This window comes from Streptomyces sp. NPDC090022 (assembly GCF_044748145.1).
Taxonomy (GTDB): Bacteria; Actinomycetota; Actinomycetes; order Streptomycetales; family Streptomycetaceae; genus Streptomyces.
Map to the genome: position 1 here is coordinate 22,961 of NZ_JBIVFN010000021.1, position 21,711 is coordinate 44,671.

14 protein-coding genes and 1 pseudogene are annotated in these 21,711 nt (G+C 75.0%); 5 read left to right on the top strand and 10 right to left on the bottom strand.

Features of this window, described 5'->3' with window-relative positions; all coding sequences use genetic code 11:
• Positions 1–131 precede the first annotated feature (131 nt).
• The gene (locus ACIPXB_RS28375; protein ID WP_401454415.1) at positions 132–3,281 is read left to right on the top strand and encodes an SCO5717 family growth-regulating ATPase; all 3,150 of its coding nucleotides are present in this window, start codon (positions 132–134) and stop codon (positions 3,279–3,281) included.
• A 73-nt stretch (positions 3,282–3,354) separates the two neighbouring features.
• Here ACIPXB_RS28375 and ACIPXB_RS28380 read toward each other — a convergent pair whose 3' ends face one another.
• The 9 genes from ACIPXB_RS28380 to rimP all read right to left on the bottom strand — a co-directional run bounded on the left by ACIPXB_RS28380 (position 3,355) and on the right by rimP (position 16,085).
• Complete coding sequence (locus ACIPXB_RS28380) at positions 3,355–4,311, bottom strand: bifunctional riboflavin kinase/FAD synthetase (protein ID WP_401454319.1); 957 nt, start codon at positions 4,309–4,311, stop codon at positions 3,355–3,357.
• Between the two features lie 152 nt (positions 4,312–4,463).
• Positions 4,464–8,846 carry a hypothetical protein gene (locus tag ACIPXB_RS28385; protein WP_401454320.1) on the bottom strand — a complete coding sequence of 1,461 codons (4,383 nt, stop codon included), beginning with the start codon at positions 8,844–8,846 and terminating at the stop codon, positions 4,464–4,466.
• Positions 8,847–9,080: 234 nt separating this feature from the next.
• Positions 9,081–9,989 carry a tRNA pseudouridine(55) synthase TruB gene (gene truB, locus ACIPXB_RS28390; RefSeq protein ID WP_401454322.1) on the bottom strand — a complete coding sequence of 303 codons (909 nt, stop codon included), beginning with the start codon at positions 9,987–9,989 and terminating at the stop codon, positions 9,081–9,083.
• Positions 9,986–10,435 (bottom strand): 30S ribosome-binding factor RbfA, encoded by a 450-nt coding sequence (rbfA, locus tag ACIPXB_RS28395; RefSeq protein ID WP_401454323.1) that lies wholly within the window; start codon positions 10,433–10,435, stop codon positions 9,986–9,988. The genes truB and rbfA overlap by 4 nt, the downstream gene beginning before the upstream one ends.
• A 35-nt stretch (positions 10,436–10,470) precedes the next feature.
• Positions 10,471–10,764: a DUF503 domain-containing protein gene (locus tag ACIPXB_RS28400; RefSeq protein ID WP_125643693.1), complete on the bottom strand. Its 294-nt coding sequence runs from the start codon at positions 10,762–10,764 to the stop codon at positions 10,471–10,473.
• A 162-nt stretch (positions 10,765–10,926) separates the two neighbouring features.
• Positions 10,927–14,037 carry a translation initiation factor IF-2 gene (gene infB, locus ACIPXB_RS28405; RefSeq protein WP_401454324.1) on the bottom strand — a complete coding sequence of 1,037 codons (3,111 nt, stop codon included), beginning with the start codon at positions 14,035–14,037 and terminating at the stop codon, positions 10,927–10,929.
• 147 nt (positions 14,038–14,184) lie between these two features.
• Positions 14,185–14,472 carry a YlxR family protein gene (locus ACIPXB_RS28410; protein ID WP_401454325.1) on the bottom strand — a complete coding sequence of 96 codons (288 nt, stop codon included), beginning with the start codon at positions 14,470–14,472 and terminating at the stop codon, positions 14,185–14,187.
• Between the two features lie 111 nt (positions 14,473–14,583).
• Complete coding sequence (gene nusA / locus ACIPXB_RS28415; protein WP_401454326.1) at positions 14,584–15,570, bottom strand: transcription termination factor NusA; 987 nt, start codon at positions 15,568–15,570, stop codon at positions 14,584–14,586.
• A gap of 2 nt (positions 15,571–15,572) precedes the next feature.
• Positions 15,573–16,085, bottom strand: a complete 513-nt coding sequence (gene rimP, locus ACIPXB_RS28420) for a ribosome maturation factor RimP (RefSeq protein WP_401454327.1) — start codon at positions 16,083–16,085, stop codon at positions 15,573–15,575.
• Between the two features lie 339 nt (positions 16,086–16,424).
• On the opposite strand from rimP, the gene ACIPXB_RS28425 reads away from it, so the two are divergent.
• The 4 genes and pseudogenes from ACIPXB_RS28425 to ACIPXB_RS28440 form a co-directional block, all read left to right on the top strand.
• Positions 16,425–16,826 carry a hypothetical protein gene (locus tag ACIPXB_RS28425; RefSeq protein ID WP_401454329.1) on the top strand — a complete coding sequence of 134 codons (402 nt, stop codon included), beginning with the start codon at positions 16,425–16,427 and terminating at the stop codon, positions 16,824–16,826.
• The gene (locus tag ACIPXB_RS28430; protein ID WP_401454331.1) at positions 16,823–17,302 is read left to right on the top strand and encodes a ferritin-like domain-containing protein; all 480 of its coding nucleotides are present in this window, start codon (positions 16,823–16,825) and stop codon (positions 17,300–17,302) included. The genes ACIPXB_RS28425 and ACIPXB_RS28430 overlap by 4 nt, the downstream gene beginning before the upstream one ends.
• 16 nt (positions 17,303–17,318) lie before the next feature.
• Complete coding sequence (locus ACIPXB_RS28435; RefSeq protein WP_401454332.1) at positions 17,319–18,215, top strand: aminoglycoside phosphotransferase family protein; 897 nt, start codon at positions 17,319–17,321, stop codon at positions 18,213–18,215.
• A 60-nt stretch (positions 18,216–18,275) separates the two neighbouring features.
• A pseudogene (locus ACIPXB_RS28440) lies at positions 18,276–19,253 on the top strand (slipin family protein); the annotation flags it as partial.
• 760 nt (positions 19,254–20,013) lie between these two features.
• On the opposite strand, the gene ACIPXB_RS28445 reads toward ACIPXB_RS28440, so the two are convergent.
• Complete coding sequence (locus tag ACIPXB_RS28445; protein ID WP_401454416.1) at positions 20,014–21,711, bottom strand: proline--tRNA ligase; 1,698 nt, start codon at positions 21,709–21,711, stop codon at positions 20,014–20,016.

Genomic DNA, 21,711 nt, shown 5'->3' on the forward strand with positions numbered 1-21,711 from the left:
GACTCGGCGCGGGGCTTGCGGTGTTGGCCCTGCGGGCAGGGGCGTATCGAGGGGCGGCCGTACGGGCGACCCGACGGGGGGCCGGGCTTCGGATGCCGGGCACGATTAGGCTGACGGTGGGCGCGGCGCCGATGGAGGCGCCCCACCGTGCGCGACCAGACCAGGAGGACGTAGTGAACGGCGATCGGAACGAGAGCCGCGGCGGGACGTGGGACGTCCCGACGGACGATCAGTCCGACGCGGAGCCCGAGCTGACGGGCGAGTTCACCATCGACTACACCCCGCCGGCCTGGTACACGCAGAACGCGCCCTCGGCCGGCGCGGTCCCGGGCCTGCCGGAGGGCAGCGGCTTCGAACCGCACCGCCCCGGTGACGTGAGCTCCCCATCGACGATGCGCATCGCCCCGGGCGCTGCGCCGGATCCGGTGCCGGGTACGGGGGCGGCCGGCATGCCGGGCACGGGGGCGCCGGTTCCGGCTGGTCCGGGCGCGCCGATGCCCGGTGCGCCGGTTCCGGGGATGCCGGCGTCCGGTACGCCGGTTCCGGGGATGCCGGCGTCCGGTACGCCGGTGGCTGGGATGCCGGGATCCGGTACGCCGGTTCCGGGGACGCCGGTGTCCGGCGCGCCTGTGCCGGGGATGCCGGGATCCGGTGCTCCGCTGTCCGAGGCTCCCGCTTTCGGGGCTCCGGCCGACGGCGGCTCGAACCCGGGCCACCCGGCGGGCCCGGCGGACGGCACCTCGTACCCCGGCGGGCCGGCGGCGGCGCCCGCGGCCCCGGCCGACGGCGGCTCGTACCCGGGTCTGCCCGCGGCTCCGGTGGACGGGGGCTCATATGGTCTGCCCGCGGCTTCGACTCCTGCGCCGGTTCCGGCTCCGGCTCCGGCTGTCCCGGACATCTCGGGGACCCCCGCCGAAGGGCTTTCCGGCCCCGTCCCGGCGGCGGCCGCCCCGGTGACACCCGCCGCGGGCACCACGTACCCGGGACTGCCGGACGCCCCGGAGCCGGTGGAGACGGCGGAGGCGGCGCCGGAACCGGCGGACGCCGGTGCCCCGCTCCCGGCGGCCGCTGCGGCCGACAGCGCCCCCGTGGCCGACGCCGCCGCGGACGCGCACGTCACCCCGGCGAGCGGCACCCACTCCGGCACGCCGGGCCCGTTCACGGCTCCCAAGCCCCTCGAGGTGCCCGTGGAGACCGCGCTGCCGGCCGACGGCGCCTCCTCCACCGACCCCTACGCCGCTCCGGCCGCCGACGCCGCGCCCCGGACCCCGACTCCCGACTCCGGTACGCCGGTTCCGGCGCCGGGCGCCACCGGTACGGGTGACAGCCCCACGGACGCCGTGCCGTCGCCCCTTCCGGCGACAGGCGAGCCCCAGGACGCCCCGCCCGCCGACCAGCCGTGGGCCACGCCGCCCGCGCCGCAGGGCGGGCTGCCGCCGCTGCCGCCCACCTTCCCGGCGAACCCGGCGGAGCCGGCGCCCGCCCCGCAGGCGGGCTACGGCTTCCCGCCGCCCCAGCCCCCGGCCGGGTACGGCTTCCCGCCCGCCCAGGCGCAGCAACAGCCGCCCGCCGGTTACGGGTTCCCGCCCGCCCCGCAGCAGGCCGGGCAGACCCCGCAGGCGCCCGCCCAGCCGCAGGCACCGCAGCAGCCCCCGGCCGGGTACGGTTTCCCGCCGCTCCCGCCGCAGGACCAGGCACAGCCCCCGGCCCAGCCCCAGGCCCAGGCCCATGCCCAGCCCCAGATTCCGGGGCAGCCGCAGGTTCCGGGGCAGCCGCAGGCGGGCGGCAGCTACGGGTTCCCGCAGCCCCCGGCCCCCGTACCCCCGCAGCCCGACGCGCACCAAGCCGCTCCCGGGTGGCCCCAGCAGGCCCAGCAGGCCCAGCAGGCCCAGCACCCGGGCCAGCACCCCCACCCCGGTCCGAACCCCGGTGCGAACCCCGGCCCCGGCGGCCCCGGTCCGCAGGACCCCCGGTTCCAGCAGTCCCCCGCCGGCGGTGCCCCCCTCGGGTACACCGCCGCCGTGGAGCTGTCCTCCGACCGCCTGCTGCGCAACAAGCAGAAGCCCAAGAGCAGCCGCGCGGGCGGCGGTTCCGGATCCCTCTTCCGCCTCGGCGGCAAGGCGGCCGAGGCCGAGCGCCAGCGCAAGCTGGAGCTGATCCGCACGCCCGTGCTGTCGTGCTACCGCATCGCGGTGATCAGCCTCAAGGGCGGCGTCGGCAAGACCACGACGACCACCGCCCTCGGCGCGACCCTCGCGACCGAGCGCCAGGACAAGATCCTCGCCATCGACGCGAACCCGGACGCCGGCACCCTCGGCCGCCGCGTGCGCCGTGAGACCGGGGCCACCATCCGTGACCTCGTCCAGGCGATCCCGTACCTGAACTCGTACATGGACATCCGGCGGTTCACCTCCCAGGCCCCCTCCGGGCTGGAGATCATCGCCAACGACGTGGACCCGGCCGTCTCGACGACGTTCAACGACGAGGACTACCGGCGGGCGATCGAGGTCCTGGGCCGCCAGTACCCGATCATCCTCACCGACTCGGGCACCGGCCTGCTGTACTCCGCCATGCGCGGCGTCCTGGACCTGGCCGATCAGCTGATCATCATCTCGACGCCGTCCGTGGACGGCGCGAGCAGCGCGAGCACCACGCTCGACTGGCTCTCCGCGCACGGCTACGCCGACCTCGTCTCGCGCTCCCTCACCGTGATCTCCGGAGTCCGCGAGACCGGCAAGATGATCAAGGTCGAGGACATCGTCCAGCACTTCGAGACCCGCTGCCGCGGTGTGGTCGTGGTGCCCTTCGACGAGCACCTCGCCGCCGGCGCCGAGGTCGACCTCGACATGATGCGGCCCAAGACGCGCGAGGCGTACTTCCACCTGTCCGCCCTGGTGGCCGAGGACTTCCAGCGGGCCCAGCAGCAGGCGCACAACCAGTGGGGTGCCGCCGGCCAGCACCTCCCGCAGCAGGCCCCGTACGGCCAGCAGCCGCAGCAGCAGCCGTACGGTCAGCAGCCCTACCCGCAGCAGCAGCCGTACCCGCAGGGGCAGCCCCCGGCGCCCGGCGCACCCGGCCCCTACGGCCAGCCGCCGCAGCAGCCCCAGCAGCCCCAGCCGTACGGTCAGCCGCAGCCCTACCCGCAGCAGCCCCAGCCGTACGGCCAGCCGCCGCAGCAGCAGCCGCAGCCGGGTCAGCCGTACCAGCCGCAGCCCGGCCAGGGCTGGCCGCAGCAGCCGCCCGCCCCGCCGCAGGACCCGCGCCAGTCGCAGGGCCAGTAGCCCGGACAACGCCGAGGGCCCGTACCGTCCTGCCCGGACGGTACGGGCCCTCGCCCGTTCTTCCAGCCTGCGCTCAGCGCGCCGTGTCGTACGCCTCCGTCAGCGCCCGCGCCCGCTTGACGTCGTCCGCGATCGCCTCCAGCAGGCCCTCCAGCGACTCGAACTTCGCCATGCCGCGCACGTACGCGAGGAAGTCGACGGTCACGTGCAGCCCGTACAGGTCCAGTCCGACCCGGTCGATCGCGTACGCCTCGACCGTCCGCTCCGTCCCGTCGAACTGCGGGTTCGTGCCGACCGAGATCGCCGCCGGCATCCGCTCGCCGTCCGCCGTCAGCCAGCCCGCGTACACGCCGTCCGCCGGGATCGCGGTGTGCGGGAGGGTCTCGACGTTCGCCGTCGGGTAGCCGAGCTCGCGCCCGCGCTGCGCACCGCGCACCACGACGCCCTCGACCCGGTGCGGCCGGCCGAGGATCTCGGCCGCGCCCTCCATGTCGCCCTCGGCGACCAGCCGGCGCGCGAGCGTCGAGGAGAACGGCACGCCGCCGCCCGCCTCGCCGCGCACCACCAGGTCGATGACCTCGACCTGGTAGTCGTACGTGGCGCCCAGTTCGCGCAGGAAGTCGACGTTGCCGGCGGCGCGGTGGCCGAAGCGGAAGTTCGGGCCCTCTATGACGGCGCGCGCGTGCAGCTTGTCGACGAGCACCTTGACGATGAAGTCGGCCGGGGACAGCTGCGAGAACTCGGCGGTGAAGGGCAGGATCAGCACCGCGTCGACGCCGAGGCCCTCCATCAGCTCGGCCCGGCGGTGGTGCGGGGCCAGCAGCGGCGGGTGGCTGCCGGGGCGGACGACCTCGCTGGGATGCGGGTCGAAGGTGACCACGACCGACGGCACGCCGAGCTCGCGGGCGCGGGCCACGGCCCGGCCGATGATCAGCTGATGACCCCGGTGGACGCCGTCGTAGGAGCCGATGGTGACGACGCTGCGTCCCCAGTCCTGGGGGATGTCCTCCAAGCCACGCCACCGCTGCACTGTGACCGCTCCTCGCCCGAAACCCGTGTATGCCTGTAGAGATTGCAGGTCTAAGACTGCCATGCCGGTCGTCGAGGGCCCGCATCGGCGTCCGGCTCCGCGGGGCCGCCACCAGTCTGCCAGCCGGGTCCCGGCTCCTGGCCAGATCCCTGTCAGGTACGGGACAGGCTCTCGACCGTACGTCGAGCGCCAGGCCCCAGCAGCGCGGCGCCAGCCGTGGTGTCCTCGGCCAGCCAGCGGGCCACCAGCACCGCGAACCGGGGTGCCGTGCGGGCCAGCTGGAGCGTCGACCGTTCGAACACGGCCGCGCCGCCGGGCGCCCGCAGCAGCTGCCGCGCGGTGCGGCGCAGCAGCTCCCGGGTGCGGGCCTCGTCCCGTACGGCGGCCCCGCGCGCGAGCGCCCCGAGGACCGCCTCCAGCACCCGCGGGTCCTGCTCCTCGCGCAGCAGTACGTCGGCCAGCTCGCCGCGCAACGCCCGGGAGTCCTCGCCCCCGGGTGCGGCGAGGACACCGGCGAGCGCGATCCGTACCGGCAGCGGTCCGCGCAGCAGTCCGGCGACCAGCGGCTGCAGGACCGCCCGGGCGGCCGGGCCCTGGTCCAGGCGGCGGTCGACGAACACGGCGGCGTGCGGGGCGTCCTCGGGGCGGCGGGCGAGGTGGTCGCGGACGAGGTCGCCGGCGCGGCGGGCGAGCGCGGGTGTCGTCAGGGCGGCGAGGGCGCGCAGCACCTCGCCGTCGGCGCGCTCGCGCAGGACGTCGAAGACGGCGTCGGGGTCGGGCAGCAGGGGCAGTGCGGCGACCAGGGCGTCGGCGGGCAGCCGCGCGCCGCGCTCGCGGAAGCAGGCGAGGGCCTGCTGCGCGTAGCGGCCGCGGACGTGCGGGTCCCGGAGCAGGACGGCGAGTGCGCTGCCGTGCAGGGTGGCGTCGGTGGGGCGCGCGAGCAGGGCCTGCGCGGCGTGGCGCAGCAGTTCGCGGTCGGCGGGGGTGCGTACGTGGGCCGCGACGGCCGGGCCGTACGCCGCGGCGGCGACCCGGCGCTCGGGGCGGGCGTCGTGCGCCCAGCGGGCCACGGCCCGGCAGACGGCGGACGGCTCCTCCTCGGCGAGCGCGGCGAGCAGTTCGTCGGCGCACGGGTGCGCGGCGACGACCAGGGCCTCGGTGAGGTCGTCCAGGGCGGGCCCGCGGTGGGTGTGCAGCAGTGCCTGGGCGGCGGTGGCCACGGTGGCGCCGGGGCGGCCGCGCAGCCGGCGTTCGTCGCCGAACCACTGGATCAGCAGCGGCTGGACGGCGTACGGGTCGCGGGCCAGGCGGCGGCCTGCGGCGTCCAGGCAGCGGTCGCCCTCGGCGGGGTCCGCGGGCAGGGCGCGGCGCAGGAGGTCGAGGCGGGCGGTCTCGGACAGGCGCAGCCGGTTCCAGAAGGACCCGCCGAAGCCCCCGGGTCCGGCGTCGTCCTCGGCGACGTGGTCGGCGAGGGCGTGCAGGACGGGCAGGAACGGCTCGGCGTCGGCGGCCCGCAGCAGGCAGGCCCGCAGCAGCCGGGAGGCCCACCAGGCGCGGTCGGCGTCGGGGGCGGGGCGGGCGGTCAGCACGGTGACCAGCTGGAGCAGGCGCGCGGCGCGGGCCGGCGGGGGCAGTTGGTGGAGGGCTTCGAGGACCGGCCCGATGCGGTGCCGGGGGACGGCGGGCGCGGTGGCCGGCCCGGTCCGCAGCACGAGGGTGTCCAGGGCCGTAGGTACGTCGAGATGGGCGGCCTGGAGCCAGTCGGACACCTCTTCGTGGGCAATCCGGTACCCGGTACCGGTGGGCACCAGCAGCCCCTCGGCGAGCACGGCCGAGGCCCAGCCGGTGCGCCGGGGGAACAGCGTCTCGAAGGTCTCCCGGTCCAGCTCGCCCTGCCCGGGCCCCAGACACCGCCGCGCGGCCGCGTGCAACCGCCCGGCCACCCGCACCGCCAACCGCCGCACCCCGGGCCCGTACACGCCCCCACCGCCAGGCACACCCCCGACCCCGACACCACCGCCGTACCACCCGGCCATGACGCCGGCACCGTCCCCGGAGCCGGCCCGACCACCGGCCGCCCCGGGCCCGTACACCTGCCCGGCAGGACCGCACGACCCACCGGCGGCGGCACCGGAAACACCCGCACCAGCACCGGACCCCGGCCAGCCCGCCGTCGGCTCGGGCCCGTACTCCGGGCCGGGGGGTCCGTCGGACGCGCGGACGGCGTCGACGGCTCCGGGGCCGGGGCGGCCGGGGGCTCGTGGCGCGGCGGCGGCGGGCCGTCGGCCGTGTCCGGCCGGGCCGGCAGGGCTCCCGTACCGCCCGGGGCCGGCTGCGGCGGGCTGGCCCGCCTCCGCCGCCGCCCCGTCGGTACCGGCCCCCGTCGGGGGCCAGGGCGGCTGGGGGCGCCCGGTGGCATCCGCGGTCGGCGCTTCGTCCCGGGCGCCCGGCGCGGAGGGTCCGGCGCGGCCGGACGTGAAGGCGGTGCCCGACCCGGGTGGCCCGTGGGACGCGGACGGGTCGGGCTGCGCCGCGTCCGGCGTCCACCCGTGCGTCCCGGACGGTCCGGGGCCGCACCGGGGAGTACCGGACCCGGCGCCGGCCGGGACCCCGCGTCCGGGGCCCGGGGCGTCCGGGGTGGCGATGCGGATCGCCGTGCGCAGGCACAGCAGGTCCAGGTGGGCGGAGAAGATCTCTTCGCGGGTCGGGCGGCCCGCCGTCACGCCCGCGGCCCGGATGCCCGACAGCAGGCGCAGGGCGAGCGGGTGGCGGGCGTCGGCGGGGGCGATCGACGCCGTCGGGATGCCGTGGCGGACCCGGGCCAGCGCCGCCTCGTCCGCGGTCAGGTCGCCCAGTCCCAGCGCGGGCGGGAGACCGCGGGCCGGGCGGCGCGGAACGTGCAGCGCGTCCGGCGGGAACAGGGCTCCCAGGCGTTCCCAGCACTCCGGGCGCCCGGTGATCACCAGCCGGGCGCCGGACGCCCGCAGCCAGTCGACCGTGGCCCGGGTCCACACGGCCAGTCGGTGGTCGGACAGCGCGGGCAGTTCCTCGGACGCGTCGAGCAGGACCGCGAGCGGACGTCCGTACCCCTGCGCCAGCCCGGTCACGGCCGCCGCGAGGCTCCGCGGGTCCCCCGGCACGGCCCCGAGCCCGGTCACAGCCGCCGCCAGGCTTCCGGCGTCCCCGGGCAGGGCCGCCGCGTGGACCCGGTGGTCTCCCGGCGCGGCCACCGCCGGGCTCCGGGGATCCTCCGGGGCGACCGCCGCCAGGCGCTCGGGGTCCCCCGGCACGGCCGCCGCCACGCGCCCGGGGTCCCCCGGCGCGGCCGCCGCGGGGGCCCGGGGGGCGCCGCTTTCGGCGGACCCCGACGTGCCCCCGGCACCCCACGGGCCGAAGGGCGCCCGGCCCCCGGCACCCCACGGGCCGAAGGGCGCCCGGCCCCCGGCGCCCCACGGGTCGGCGGGCGTTCCGCTGCCGGGCGCCCCGGTGCCGCCTCCGTCGGACGCCGTGTCACCCGGGGCGTGGTCCCGGACGGCCGACACCATGCCCCGCGTGCCTCCGTCGGCCGCGGTGCCGCCTGCGGCATGGTCCTGGCCGGCCGCCATCACGCCCCGTGCCGCCCACAGTGTCCGGGTCACCGCGTCCGACAGGGACGTGTCGTCGGGGAGTACGTCGGCGCCGCGCAGGAAGACCGTGGGGTGGGGGGCCGGGGTCAGGGTGCGGCGGCGGGCCCACGAGGCCAGTTCGGTGGTGCGGCCCGTGCCGGGGGCGCCGATCAGGGCCAGGACCGGGCGGTCGCCGGCCGTGAAGGCGGCCAGCTCGGCGACGACGGCCGCGCGTTCGACCGGTTCCGGGCCGTCGTACGGCAGGAACGGGGCCACCGTGGCGCCGGCCAGCCGCAGCACGCCCGCGAGGTTGAGGTCGGCGCCGTAACCGGGGACGGTCGCCGCGTTGCGTTCCAGCAGCTCGGCCAGCGGCCGGCAGGAGGCGGCAGCGGCCCGCAGCACCACCGCGAACCCGCCGGAGCGATGCTCCGAATGCAGAGCAGTGCACACCACCGCGAGCACCGCTCCGGTTTCCGCGTCGAGCACCGGACCGCCGCACGCCTCCCCGCCCAGCCGCAGCGCGTCCATGCCGTCGGTCCCCAGCGCCAGCGCGATCGCCCCCGCCAGCGGCCGGCCGCCGTACGTGACCTCCGCGTCCCCCAGCACCCGCGCCTGCCGCCAGCCCCGCGCGACCAGCCGCACGTACCTCCCGGCCGGGAGCCCGTCCCGCACCGTCACCGGCAACGGCCGCACCGCGGCGAGCCCTTCGGCGCGTACGAGCGCCAGCCCGGCCTCGGGCAGCGCGGTCACCGCCTGCGCCCCAACCCGCCGGGGCCCGTCGCCGGGCCCCACCAGCAGCACCTCTCCCAGGCCGGCGACGGCCTCGTGGCTGGTCAGTACGGTCCCCCGGTCGTCGGCCACGAAGCCGCTGCCGCGCGGCCGACCGGTGGTGGGATCACATACCTGGACCAGCTCCCCCGTGAGCTCCATCTCACGACCGTAGGTCGGTGAAGATCAGCGGGAAAAGCACGTGAGCCGAAAGCGCCCCCGTACGCTCCCTCCATTCACTCCGAGCGCCTGCTCGGACGGGTGAATACGGGGCTCCGGATGGATAGAGACCTACCCGAGGGGGGTCGTGGAGCGGTGAGCAGCAGCACCGGTGCGCTCACCGCTCCACGTCAACACCCGACCATCGATCAGTCGCCCGGACCAGGACGCAGCCGCTCAGACGAAGACCGCCAGGGACTTCGCCTTGCCGCCCTTGCTCTCCACGAGCCCGAGCAGCGTGCCCTGCGGGCCGAACACGGCGACCGTCCGGCCGGCCTCGTACTCGTCCGGCATCTCCAGCCGCACCCCGTTGGCGAGCAGCGAGGCGCGCCGCGCGTCCAGGTCCCAGCGCGGGAACGCGGCGGCCGCGGCCTCCGCGATCGGCATGACGGTCAGCTCCTCCTGGAGCTGGTCCAGGGTGCGCGCCCGGTCCAGCTTGTACGGGCCGACCCGGGTGCGCCGCAGCGCCGTCAGGTGCCCGCCGACGCCGAGGTCGGCGCCGAGGTCGCGGGCCAGGGCGCGGATGTACGTACCGCTGGAGCAGACCACGGAGACGACCAGGTCGACGACCTTGGTGCCGTCCTCGGCCAGCGCCTCGCGCATGTCGTACACCTGGAACGAGGAGACCGTGACCGGCCGGGCCGGGATCTCGAACTCCTCGCCCTCGCGGGCCCGCTTGTAGGACCGCACGCCGTTGATCTTGATGGCGCTGACCTTCGACGGCACCTGCATGATGTCGCCGGTCAGCTTGGCGATGCCCGCGTCGACGGCCTCCCGGGTCACCCCGGAGGCGTCGGTGGAGGCGATCACGTCGCCCTCGGCGTCGTCCGTGAGGGTGTTCTGGCCGAGCCGGACCGTACCGAGGTACTCCTTCTCGGTCAGCGCGAGGTGGCCGAGCAGCTTGGTGGCCTTCTCCACGCCCAGGACGAGGACACCCGTCGCCATCGGGTCGAGGGTGCCGGCGTGGCCGACGCGGCGGGTCTTGGCGATCCCGCGCATCTTGGCGACCACGTCGTGCGAAGTGAAGCCGGACGGCTTGTCGACGATGACAAGGCCGTCCGGCGTGGTGTGTGCCCTGCTGCTCATTCCGCGGCTGCGTCCTCGTCGTCCTCGCCCGGCTTCTTGTACGGGTCGGCCTCGCCGGCGTACTCGGCGCCCGAGGACGCCTCGCGCACCTGGGCGTCGGAGAGCCGCGCCTTGTCGAGGAGGTCCTCGATGGTCTTGGCGTTCTCCGGGAGGGCGTCCGCCACGAAGGTCAGGGTCGGCGTGAACTTGGTGCCGGCCGCCCGGCCGACCGCGGAGCGCAGGATGCCCTTGGCGCTCTCCAGGCCGGCGGCCGCGCTGGCACGGTCCTCGTCGTCGCCGTAGACCGTGTAGAAGACCGTGGCCTCCCGCAGGTCACCGGTGACCCGGGTGTCCGTGATCGTCACGTGCGTACCGAGGCGCGGGTCCTTGATGCCTCGCTGCAGCTTCTGGGCGACCACCTCCCGGATGAGGTCCGCCAGCTTCTTCGCCCGCGCGTTGTCGGCCACTGGTCCGTCTCCTTCTTTTCTTGCAAGTCAAGCAATCAGTCTTCATCACCGTGGAGCCGCCGTCGTACCGACAGCAGTTCCACCTCCGGCCGTGCCGCGACCAGCCGCTCACAGCGGTCCAGTACGTCCGACACGAACCCCGCGTCCCCGGACACCAGCGCGACCCCTATCCGGGTTCTGCGGTGGAGGTCCTGGTCACCCACCTCGGCAGCGCTCACGGAGAACTTGCGCTGGAGCTCGGCCACGATGGGCCGGACGACGGAGCGTTTCTCCTTCAACGAGTGGACGTCGCCGAGGAGCAGATCGAAGGACAGAGTCCCCACGTACATGCAGTTCCGGATGTCCCGCCGGTTCGGGTTCGGTGGCCTGCCAGCCAACGCTTGGCAGGGTCACCAGAACCGTACACGCAACGGCCGGGGCCGATCGACGGAAATTCCGCCGACCGGCCCCGGTCACGACAGCAGTCGTGAGACAGTCGCGATCGCTGCGCGTCAGGCGCGCGGCTTCTCGCGCATCTCGTACGTCGCGATGACGTCGTCGATCTTGATGTCGTTGAAGTTTCCGAGGTTGATACCGCCCTCGAAGCCTTCGCGGATCTCGGTGACGTCGTCCTTGAAGCGACGCAGGCCCGAGATGGTGAGGTTCTCCGCGACGACCTTGCCGTCGCGCAGCAGGCGCGCCTTGGTGTTGCGCTTGACCTCGCCCGACCGGACCAGGACACCGGCGATGTTGCCCAGCTTGGACGAGCGGAAGACCTCGCGGATCTCCGCCGTACCGAGCTCGACCTCTTCGTACTCCGGCTTGAGGAGACCCTTCAGGGCCGCCTCGATCTCCTCGATGGCCTGGTAGATCACCGAGTAGTACCGGACGTCGACGCCCTCGCGCTCCGCCATCTGCGCGGCACGGCCGGCCGCACGGACGTTGTAGCCGATGACGATGGCGTCGGAGCCCATCGCCAGGTCGATGTCGGACTCGGTGACCGCACCCACACCACGGTGCAGGACGCGGATGTCGACCTCTTCGCCGACGTCGAGCTGGAGCAGCGAGGACTCGAGAGCCTCGACCGCACCGGACGCGTCGCCCTTGATGATGAGGTTGAGTTCCTGGACCAGACCGGCCTTGAGCACCTTGTCGAGGTCTTCGAGGGACACCCGGCGGACGCGCTTGGCGAAGGCGGCGTTGCGCTCACGCGCAGCACGCTTCTCGGCGATCTGACGGGCGGTCCGGTCCTCGTCGACGACCAGGAAGTTGTCGCCGGCGCCCGGGACGTTGGTGAGACCCAGGACCAGGACGGGAGTCGACGGGGTCGCCTCCTCGACGTTGTTGCCCTTGTCGTCGAGCATCGCCCGGACACGGCCGTACGCGTCGCCGACGACCATCGTGTCGCCGATGCGCAGCGTGCCGCGCTGGACCAGGACGGTGGAGACGGCACCGCGACCGCGGTCGAGGTGGGACTCGATCGCAATACCCTGCGCGTCCTGGTTCGGGTTGGCCCGCAGGTCGAGCGAGGCGTCGGCGGTGAGGACGACGGCCTCCAGCAGGGAGTCGATGTGCAGACCCTGCTTGGCGGAGATGTCGACGAACATCGTGTCGCCGCCGTACTCCTCGGCCACCAGACCGAACTCGGTCAGCTGACCGCGGACCTTGGTCGGGTCGGCACCCTCGACGTCGATCTTGTTGACCGCGACGACGATCGGGACGCCGGCGGCCTTGGCGTGGTTGAGCGCCTCGATCGTCTGCGGCATGACGCCGTCGTTGGCCGCGACCACGAGGATCGCGATGTCGGTCGACTTCGCACCACGGGCACGCATGGCGGTGAACGCCTCGTGACCCGGGGTGTCGATGAAGGTGATGCGGCGCTCTTCACCGTTGACCTCGGTGCCCACCTGGTAGGCACCGATGTGCTGGGTGATGCCACCGGCCTCGCCCGCGACCACGTTGGTCTTGCGGATCGCGTCGAGGAGCCGGGTCTTACCGTGGTCGACGTGACCCATGACGGTCACGACCGGCGGACGCGCGACGAGGAACTCCTCGCCGCCCTCGTCCTCGCCGAACTCGATGTCGAAGGACTCGAGGAGCTCGCGGTCCTCCTCCTCCGGGCTGACGATCTGAACCGTGTAGTTCATCTCCTGGGCCAGCATCTCCAGCGTGTCGTCCGACACGGACTGGGTGGCCGTGACCATCTCGCCCAGGTTCATCATCACGGCGACGAGCGACGCCGGGTTGGCGTTGATCTTCTCCGCGAAGTCGGTGAGCGACGCACCGCGCGACAGACGAATGGCTTCGCCGTTGCCGCGGGGCAGCATCACGCCGCCGACCGACGGGGCCTGCATGGCCTCGTACTCCTGGCGCCGCTGCCGCTTCGACTTGCGGCCACGACGGGCCGGGCCGCCGGGACGGCCGAAGGCGCCCTGCGTGCCACCACGGCCACCGGGGCCGCCGGGACGACCGCCGAAGCCGGGACGGCCACCGCCGCCAGCACCGGCACCGGGACCGCCGCCGAAGCCGCCGCCACCACCGGGACGCGGGCCGCCGAAGCCGCCGCCGCCACCGGGACGCGAGCCGGGACCGGCCGGACGGCCGGCGAAGCCGCCGCCGCCGGGACGACCGGCACCGCCGCCGGGACGGCCTGCGCCGCCCGGGCCACCGGGACCACGGCCGCCGGGACCGGGGCGCGGGCCGGCAGCGGGACGCTGCGGCATCATGCCCGGGTTCGGACGGTTACCACCGGGAGCACCACCGGGTCCACCGGGACCCGGACGCGGGCCGCCCTGCGGGCGGGGCATGCCGGCGGGCGAGGGCCGCCCACCGGGCTGACCGCCCTGGCCGGGACCCTGCGGACGGGGGCCACCCTGGCCGGCGCCCTGCGGACGCGGGCCGCCCTGACCGGCACCGGGGGCACCGGGACGGGGCGCGCCGCCCGGACGGGGCGCCTGCGGGCGCGCCATGCCGGTGGAGCCGCCGGAGGTGAAGGGGTTGTTGCCCGGACGGGGACCGGCCGGACGGGCGCCACCGGGGCGCGGGGCCTGGGCACCACCGGGACGCGGGGCCTGCGAGCCCTGCGGACGGGGGGCGCCGGGGCGGGCACCGGACTGACCCGGGGCCGCGGGACGCTGCGCCGCCGGGCGCGGGCCCGGGGTCGCGGCGGGACGCGCCGGGGCGGCCGGAGCCGACGGCGGGGCCTGGAATTCGGCCGCGACCGGGGCCGGAGCCGCCGGAGCGGGCTTCGGGGCCGGGGCCTTGGGACCGGGACGCGGGCCGGGAGAGGCCGGCGTCACCGGGGCGCTGACGGCCGGAGCCTCCGCGGCGGCCGGCTTGGGGGCCGGTGCGCCGGGCTTCGGGGCAGCAGGACGCGCCGCGGTCGCCGGGGAGGGCGCCGCGGGCTTGGCGGGCGCGGCCTTGCGGGGCGCGCCGGGCTTTGCAGCGGACTTGCCGGCGGTGCCGGGCCCCTGCAGTGCGTCAGTCAACTTGCGTACAACCGGCGCCTCGATCGTCGAGGACGCCGAACGGACGAATTCACCGAGTTCTTGGAGCTTGGCCATGACGACCTTGCTCTCAACTCCGAACTCCTTGGCGAGTTCGTATACCCGGACCTTAGCCACTTCGCTCCTTTTAGGTCCGGGTTACGCCGGACCGTCGCTACTTCATGGGCGTACTCATCGCGTACTCATCGAGTGCTCATCGCAATCTCGACCTACTTCCAACTCGCGAGGTACCTGACCGCACGGTGTTCCGTGCCGTACTTCTTCTTACGGTGTCGCCTCTGCGGCCGTGTCCACGGCCTTGCGCAGCTCCGCCGTGTCGAGTGCTCCCGGGGACCGAAGGGCCCTGGGGAACGCCCGGCGGCGCACCGCCTGGTCGAGGCAGACCACGGCAGGGTGCACGTACGCACCCCGGCCGGGCAGCGTACCGCGAGGATCGGGGACGCATTCGTCCCCGATCGCCACGATCCGCAGCAGTTCGTTCTTGGCCGCTCGCGCCCGGCACCCCACACAGGTGCGTTCAGGGCATGCGCTGGCATGCGTCCGGCCAGACACGCTTCAGTCTACCTCCCCGTACCGACCTCACCCCTTCGGGCGAAAAATCGAACGGACGTTGTTGTCGTGTATCTCCAGGTCTACCGGCCGGGAACCCCGGTCGGCAGCCGATTATTCCCCCGCCGGCTCGGTGTCCGGGCGGATGTCGATGCGCCAGCCGGTGAGCCGTGCGGCGAGGCGGGCGTTCTGCCCCTCCTTGCCGATGGCCAGCGACAGCTGGTAGTCGGGCACCGTCACCCGGGCGGACCGCGAGGCGAGGTCGACGATCTCGACCTTGCTCACCCGGGCGGGTGACAGCGCGTTGGCCACCATGTCCGCCGGGTCGTCCGACCAGTCGACGATGTCGATCTTCTCGCCGTGCAGCTCGGCCATCACGTTGCGCACGCGGCCGCCCATCGGGCCGATGCAGGCGCCCTTGGCGTTCAGGCCCGAGCGGGTGGAACGCACCGCGATCTTGGTGCGGTGGCCGGCCTCGCGGGCGATCGCCGCGATCTCGACGCTGCCGTCGGCGATCTCCGGGACCTCCAGGGCGAAGAGCTTCTTCACCAGGTTGGGGTGGGTGCGCGAGAGCGTCACGGACGGACCGCGCACACCCTTGGCCACCCGGACGACGTACGTACGAAGACGCAGGCCGTGGGTGTACTCCTCGCCGGGGACCTGCTCCTGCACCGGCAGGATGGCCTCCAGCTTGCCGATGTCGACCAGGACGTTCTTGGGGTCCTTGCCCTGCTGCACCACACCGGTGATGACGTCGCCCTCGCGGCCGGCGAACTCGCCGAACGTCAGGTCGTCCTCGGCGTCGCGCAGACGCTGCAGGATCACCTGCTTGGCGGTGGTGGCGGCGATCCGGCCGAAGCCCGAAGGAGTGTCGTCGAACTCCTTGGCCTCCTGGCCCTCCTCCAGATCCTGAGGGTCTTCCTTCGCCCACACGACCACGTGCCCGTTGGTGCGGTCCAGCTCGACCCGGGCGCGCCGGAAGCTTCCCTCGGTGCGGTGGTAGGCGATGAGGAGGGCCGACTCGATCGCTTCGACGAGCAGGTCGAAGGAGATCTCCTTCTCCCGGACCAGACCCCGCAGGGCACTCATGTCGATGTCCACGGCTACGCCTCCTCTTCCTTCTTGTCCTTGCGGTTGAACTCGATCTCGACACGCGCCCTGGCGATGTCCGTGAAAGCGATGCGGCGGGCGGTGGCCTTGCGGCCCTTCACGCCCGGGACCTCCAGGTCCAGGCCGTCCTCGTCCACGCCGAGGATGCGGGCGACCAGTTCCCCGGCACCCGTGTCACCTTCGGCGGACAGCTGGAACTTCACGAGGCGACCCGTCGCCCGTACGTAGTGGCGGTGCTCGGTCAGGGGGCGGTCCGCGCCCGGGGAGCTGACCTCGAGGACGTACTCGCCCTCGCCCATCACGTCGGTCTCGTCGAGCATCTCTCCGACGACCCGGCTCAGCTCGGCGCAGGTGTCCAGCTCCACGCCCTCATCGGAATCCACGATGATCCGCAGCATCCGGCGCTTGCCGGCACGGGAGGTCTCGATCTCCTCGAGGTCCAGTCCCTTGGCGGTGACGAGCGGCTCCAGCAGTCCGCGCAGCCTGTCGCTCTGGGGGGTGCTCATCCGGGTGACTCCTCGGCCGCGTGTGCTGTTGTGGTTTCCGTCGCGTGGGTCGCGTGTCAGGTCAAAGGGTATCCGGTCGCGGAGGGTGTTGCCGTCCGCCCTGTGGACAACCCCCCGGGTACCGTGATCACTGCCTGCCCCTGCACACCCCCCGAGGACGTCGCCGTGCCCTGGTCTTTGCCTCTGAGGCCCTCGCGAAGAAGCCTGCTCGCCGCAGCCGCCGGCACCGCCGGTGCCGTGCTGCTCACGGGCTGCACGGACGGTCGCCCCGCCGCCGGCGACCCCGAAGGTCCACCCGAACGGCGGATGCGGGAAGCGGCCGTCCGTGACAGCCGGGCGATGCTGGAACGTTACGACGCCACGCTCGCCGCCCACCCGGCGCTGGCCGGGCGGCTCGCGCCGCTGCGGGCCGCGGTCGCGGCGCACGTGACGGCGCTGGACCCCGACCAGCCGCGCCGCACGCCCTCCGCGACCCCGTCCGCCACCGGGGCGCCGGCGGCCGCCGGCGCGCCGAAGGCCTCGGGCACGCCGCAGGCGTCGGGCGCGCCGGCCGAGGCCGTCCCCGCCAAGCCGGAGGAGGCCGTCACCGCCCTGGCGGAGGCCGAACGCGACCTCGCCGAGACCCGTACCGTCGCGCTGGCCGAGGCGCCGGGCGAGCTGGCCCGGCTGCTCGCCTCGGTCGCGGCCTGCGGGGCCGTCCACCACCACCTGCTCACCTCGACCCCGGGAGCCGCGCAGTGAGCCGAGAGCAGAGCACGGGACCGTCGCAGTCCCCCGCCGCCGCCCGTGTGCTGGAGGCGGCCCAGGCCGCGCTGGCCGCCGAGCACGCGGCCGCCTACGGGTACGGCGTGATCGGCGCCCGGGTCGCGGCGGAGCGGGCGAACGAGGCCCGTGAGGCGCACGGCGGACACCTCGCGCGCCGGGACGCGCTGACCCGGACCGTGCGCGAGCTGGGCGGCGTACCCCGGCCGTCGGAGGCGGCGTACGCGCTCCCGTTCGAACTGCGCGCCCCCGCCGACGCGGTGCGGCTGGCCGCCGAGATCGAGGAGCGGGTGGCCGGGGCGTACTCCGATCTGGTGCGGGCGGCGGAGGGTCCGCTGCGCCGCGAGGCGGCCGACGCACTGAGCCGGGCGGCGGTCCGCGCGGCACGCTGGCGCGGCGGCGGCGTAGCCTTCCCTGGGCTCGGCGAACGCGCGGAACGAGCCCGGACCAGCTGAAAGGGACCACGCACGCATGGCTTTCGAACCGCCGCAGCGGCTCGTACGGGCGCTCGGCGAGATGCCGGATCCGGCGCAGGACGCGGACTGGCTGGGGCAGTTGCCCCACCTCGCGCAGGAGGCCCTCGACCGGCGGGGGGTCGCCGCGCAGCGGATCCAGGCACCCGGCGGCCGCAGCAGCGTGGTCGTCCTGGTCCGCTACCCCGACGGGACCCCGGCCGCGCTGAAGCTGGCGCCGCCGTCCGCCCGCCCGGACCGTGAGCTGGCGGCGCTGGCGCACTGGGGCGGCTTCGGAGCGGTCCGGGTGCTGGACAGCCGGCACGACGACGGGGGGCTGCTGCTGGAGCGGCTGCAGCCCGAGGTCTCGCTGCGTTCGCTGCCCGACGCGAAGGCCCTGCTGGAGGCGGCGGGCACGATCCGCCGGCTGTGGGTGGCGCCGCCGGCCGGGCACGGCTTCGAGACGGTCGCCCAGCGGACCGGGCGGCAGGCCGAGGCGATGGCGGGGGCGCCCGAGGAGGCGCAGCCGCTCGTACGGGACGCGCTGGCGGCCCGGGACGGACTGGGCGCGGCGGCGGAGGAGGAGTTCCTGCTCCACGGGAACTTCCGGCAGGGCAAGGTACTGGCGGGCGACCGGGCGCCGTGGCTGACGGTGGGCCCGGAACCGCTGGTGGGCGAGCGGGCGTACGACCTGGCGCGGCTGGTGCGGGACCGGCTGGAGGACCAGGTGGCCTCCTCGGCGGGCGCGGCGGGCGCCCGGCGCCGGGTGAACAAGCTGGCGGACTCCCTGGAGGTGGACCGGGACCGGCTGCGGGCCTGGACGCTGTTCCGGGCGGTGGAGTCGGGCACGCGTGCGCTGCGGGCCGGACGGCGGCGGGACGCGGAGCTGCTGCTGGAGTTCGCGGGCTGGCTGTAGTTCGCGGACCGGCCGCAGGGCATACCGTTGAGGGGTAGGCATGCCTGGCAGGGGGCCGTCATGGGCGAAGAACTGCTGGCCGCGGCCATCGCGGCGGGAACGGCGATCGTGGTCTACGTCGGTTGCGCGGCGCGGGTGGTCAAGCAGTACGAGCGCGGCCTGGTCTTCCGCTTCGGGCGGCTGCGCGCGGGCATCCGGCAGCCCGGCTTCACGCTGGTCGTCCCGGGCATGGACCGGATGCGCAAGGTGAACATGCAGATCGTGACGCTGCCGGTGCCCGCGCAGGAGGGGATCACGCGGGACAACGTGACGGTGCGGGTGGACGCGGTCGTGTACTTCAGGGTGATCGACCCGGCGAACGCGATCATCGAGGTCGAGGACTACCGGTTCGCGGTGTCGCAGATGGCGCAGACCTCGCTGCGCTCGATCATCGGCAAGTCGGACCTGGACGACCTGCTGTCCAACCGGGAGAAGCTCAACCAGGGGCTGGAGCTGATGATCGACAGCCCGGCGGTGGGGTGGGGCGTGCAGATCGACCGGGTGGAGATCAAGGACGTCTCGCTGCCGGAGACGATGAAGCGGTCGATGGCCCGGCAGGCGGAGGCGGACCGGGAGCGGCGGGCGCGGGTGATCAACGCGGATGCGGAGCTGCAGGCGTCGAAGAAGCTGGCGGAGGCGGCGGGGGTGATGGCGGAGCAGCCGGCGGCGTTGCAGCTGCGGCTGCTCCAGACGGTGGTCGCCGTCGCGGCGGAGAAGAACTCCACGCTGGTCCTGCCGTTCCCGGTGGAGCTGCTGCGGTTCCTGGAACGCGCGGCCCAGGCCGCCCCTGCGGAGGGCCAGCCGAATCCGGCCCGCCCGGACGCCCCGCCGCCCCCCGCCACGCCCCCGGGCCCGCCGCCCGCCGCCGCGGCACCGGGCCCGCCGCCTCCTGACGCCGTGCCGGGCCCGCCGGACCCCGGTGCCCTGCTGGGTCCGTCGGACCCCGGTGCCCTGCTGGGTCCGGCGGCCCCTGACGCCGTGCCGGGTCCGTCGGACCCCGGTGCCCTGCTGGGTCCGTCGGACCCCGATGCCCTGCTGGGTCCGCCGGACCCCGATGCCCTGCTGGGTCCGTCGGACCCCGGTGCTCTGCCGGGTCCGGCGGACGCCGCGCCGCGGTCGGAGGGCCCGCCGGACCTGGCGCCGCCGCGCCTGGAGGGGCCGGCCGCCCCGGTGCCGGACCCGGCGGATCCCCCGCCGTTGCGGGGGCCGGCGGAGCCGCCGCCGGCGGCGGCCGCGTAACCCGGGCGCCGCTGCGCGGTGCTCTTCCCCCACCCCGCCCCTTCCCGAAACCGGGGCCCCGCCCCGGCCCCGCGCCTCAAACGCCGGCGGGGCTGAAAGGTGCCCGACGGGGCACGGTTGCGGGGGCTCCGCCCCCGAGCCCCGATACGGGCGCTCCGCGCCCGTGCGCTCAAACGCCGCGCGGGCTGGACATGCCGCTCCGCGGCATCCGAGCCCCGCGGGCCCCATCCCAGCCCTGCGGGCTCCATCCCAGCCCTGCGCTCCATCCCAGCCCTGCGCTCCATTCCAGCCCGGCGGGCTCCATTCCAGCCCCGCCGAGGCGCACCACCCAGCCCCGCCGGCGTTTGAGGCGCGGGGGTCCGGGGCGGAACCCCCGCAAGGCCGGCCGGGCCCACGGACCCTGCCCCGCCACCGGGCACCACTCCAACCCCGTCAAGGCGCACCACCCAGCCCCGCCGGCGATTGAGGCGCAGGGGCTCGGGGTGGAGTCACCGGGGGTTTGGGGCCGGCGGCGAGTGGGTCAGGGGTGTGTCAGGCGGGTGACGGCTTGCGGGAGGGGGAGTTCCTCGCGGGTGCCCGTGCGGCGGTCCTTCAACTCCACGACCGATTCCGCCGAGCGCCGGCCCGCGACCAGGATCCGCGGGACGCCCAGCAGTTCGGCGTCCGTCAGCTTCACGCCCGGCGAGAGGCCGGCCCGGTCGTCCAGCAGGACCCGCAGGCCCGCCGCGGCCAGGGCGGCGGCCGCTTCCTCCGCCAGGGCCAGCTGCGCGGCCTTGCCCGCCGCGACCACGTGCACGTCCGCCGGGGCCACCGCGTCCGGCCAGCACAGGCCCTGCTCGTCGGCGGTCTGCTCGGCCAGCGCGGCCACGAGCCGCGACACGCCGATGCCGTACGACCCCATCGTCACGCGCACCGGCTTGCCCTCGCGGCCCAGTACGTCCAGCCCGAAGGCGTCCGCGTACTTGCGGCCCAGCTGGAAGATGTGGCCCACCTCGATCGCCCGGTCCAGGGAGAGGGCCGAGCCGCAGGCCGGGCAGGGGTCGCCCGGTTCCACGACGACCACGTCCAGGTACCGGTCGACCTCGAAGTCCCGCCCGCACACCACGTTCCGCGCGTGCGTGTCCGCCCGGTTCGCGCCCGTCACCCACGCCGTGCCCGGCGCGACCCGCGGGTCGGCGAGGTAGCGGACCTTGTCCAGGCCCTGCGGGCCCACGTAGCCGCGCACCAGGTCCGGGCGGTCCACGAAGTCCTCGGCCGTGACCAGTTCGACGACCGCCGGCGCCAGGTGCTCGCCCAGCTTGCCGAGGTCCACCTCGCGGTCCCCGGGGACGCCGACCGCGACGATCTCGCCGTCGACCTTCACCAGCAGGTTCTTCAGCGTCGCCGACGCCGGCACCCCCAGGTGCGCGGCCAGCGACTCGATGGTCGGGGTGTCGGGGGTGTCCAGTTCCTCCACCGGGCCGTGGTCCACCTCGCCCGCCGGCACCAGGGCGAACGTCACCGCCTCCGTGTTCGCCGCGTAGCCGCACGCCGCGCAGGAGGCGAAGGTGTCCTCGCCCGCCGCGGCCGGGGCCAGGAACTCCTCCGACGCCGAGCCGCCCATCGCGCCCGAGACCGCCGACACGATGCGGTGGTCCAGGCCGAGCCGCGTGAAGATCCGTACGTACGCCTCGCGGTGGAGCCGGTAGGACTCCGCCAGGCCCTCGTCGCTGACGTCGAAGGAGTACGAGTCCTTCATCTGGAACTCACGGCCCCGCAGCACGCCCGACCGCGGCCGCGCCTCGTCGCGGTACTTGGTCTGGATCTGATACAGCGTCACCGGCAGGTCCTTGTAGGACGCGCACTGGTCCTTCACCACCTGGGTGAAGATCTCCTCGTGCGTCGGCCCCAGCAAGTAGTCCGCGCCCTTGCGGTCCTTGAGGCGGAACAGCAGGTCGCCGTACTCGCTCCAGCGGCCCGACACCTCGTACGGCTCGCGCGGCAGCAGCGCCGGCAACAGCACCTCCTGCGCGCCGATCGCGTCCATCTCCTCGCGGACGACGCGCGAGACGTTCTCCAGGACCTTCTTGCCGAGCGGCAGCCAGATCCAGACGCCCGCCGACGAACGGCGCACGTAGCCGGCCCGGACCAGCAGCTTGTGGCTGAGGGTCTCGGCGTCCGCCGGGTCCTCCCGGAGGGTCTTGGCCATCACCCGGGACATTCGCTGTACGTGTTGCAG

What these genes read in the sequence shown, in the direction of transcription:
- ACIPXB_RS28375 (WP_401454415.1), top strand. Translation starts at nt 132, where the DNA reads ATGGAGGCGCCCCACCGTGCGCGACCAGACCAGGAGGACGTAGTGAAC.
- ACIPXB_RS28385 (WP_401454320.1), bottom strand. Translation starts at nt 8,846, where the DNA reads ATGGAGCTCACGGGGGAGCTGGTCCAGGTATGTGATCCCACCACCGGT.
- truB (WP_401454322.1), bottom strand. Translation starts at nt 9,989, where the DNA reads ATGAGCAGCAGGGCACACACCACGCCGGACGGCCTTGTCATCGTCGAC.
- ACIPXB_RS28400 (WP_125643693.1), bottom strand. Translation starts at nt 10,764, where the DNA reads ATGTACGTGGGGACTCTGTCCTTCGATCTGCTCCTCGGCGACGTCCAC.
- rimP (WP_401454327.1), bottom strand. Translation starts at nt 16,085, where the DNA reads ATGAGCACCCCCCAGAGCGACAGGCTGCGCGGACTGCTGGAGCCGCTC.
- ACIPXB_RS28425 (WP_401454329.1), top strand. Translation starts at nt 16,425, where the DNA reads ATGCTGGAACGTTACGACGCCACGCTCGCCGCCCACCCGGCGCTGGCC.
- ACIPXB_RS28435 (WP_401454332.1), top strand. Translation starts at nt 17,319, where the DNA reads ATGGCTTTCGAACCGCCGCAGCGGCTCGTACGGGCGCTCGGCGAGATG.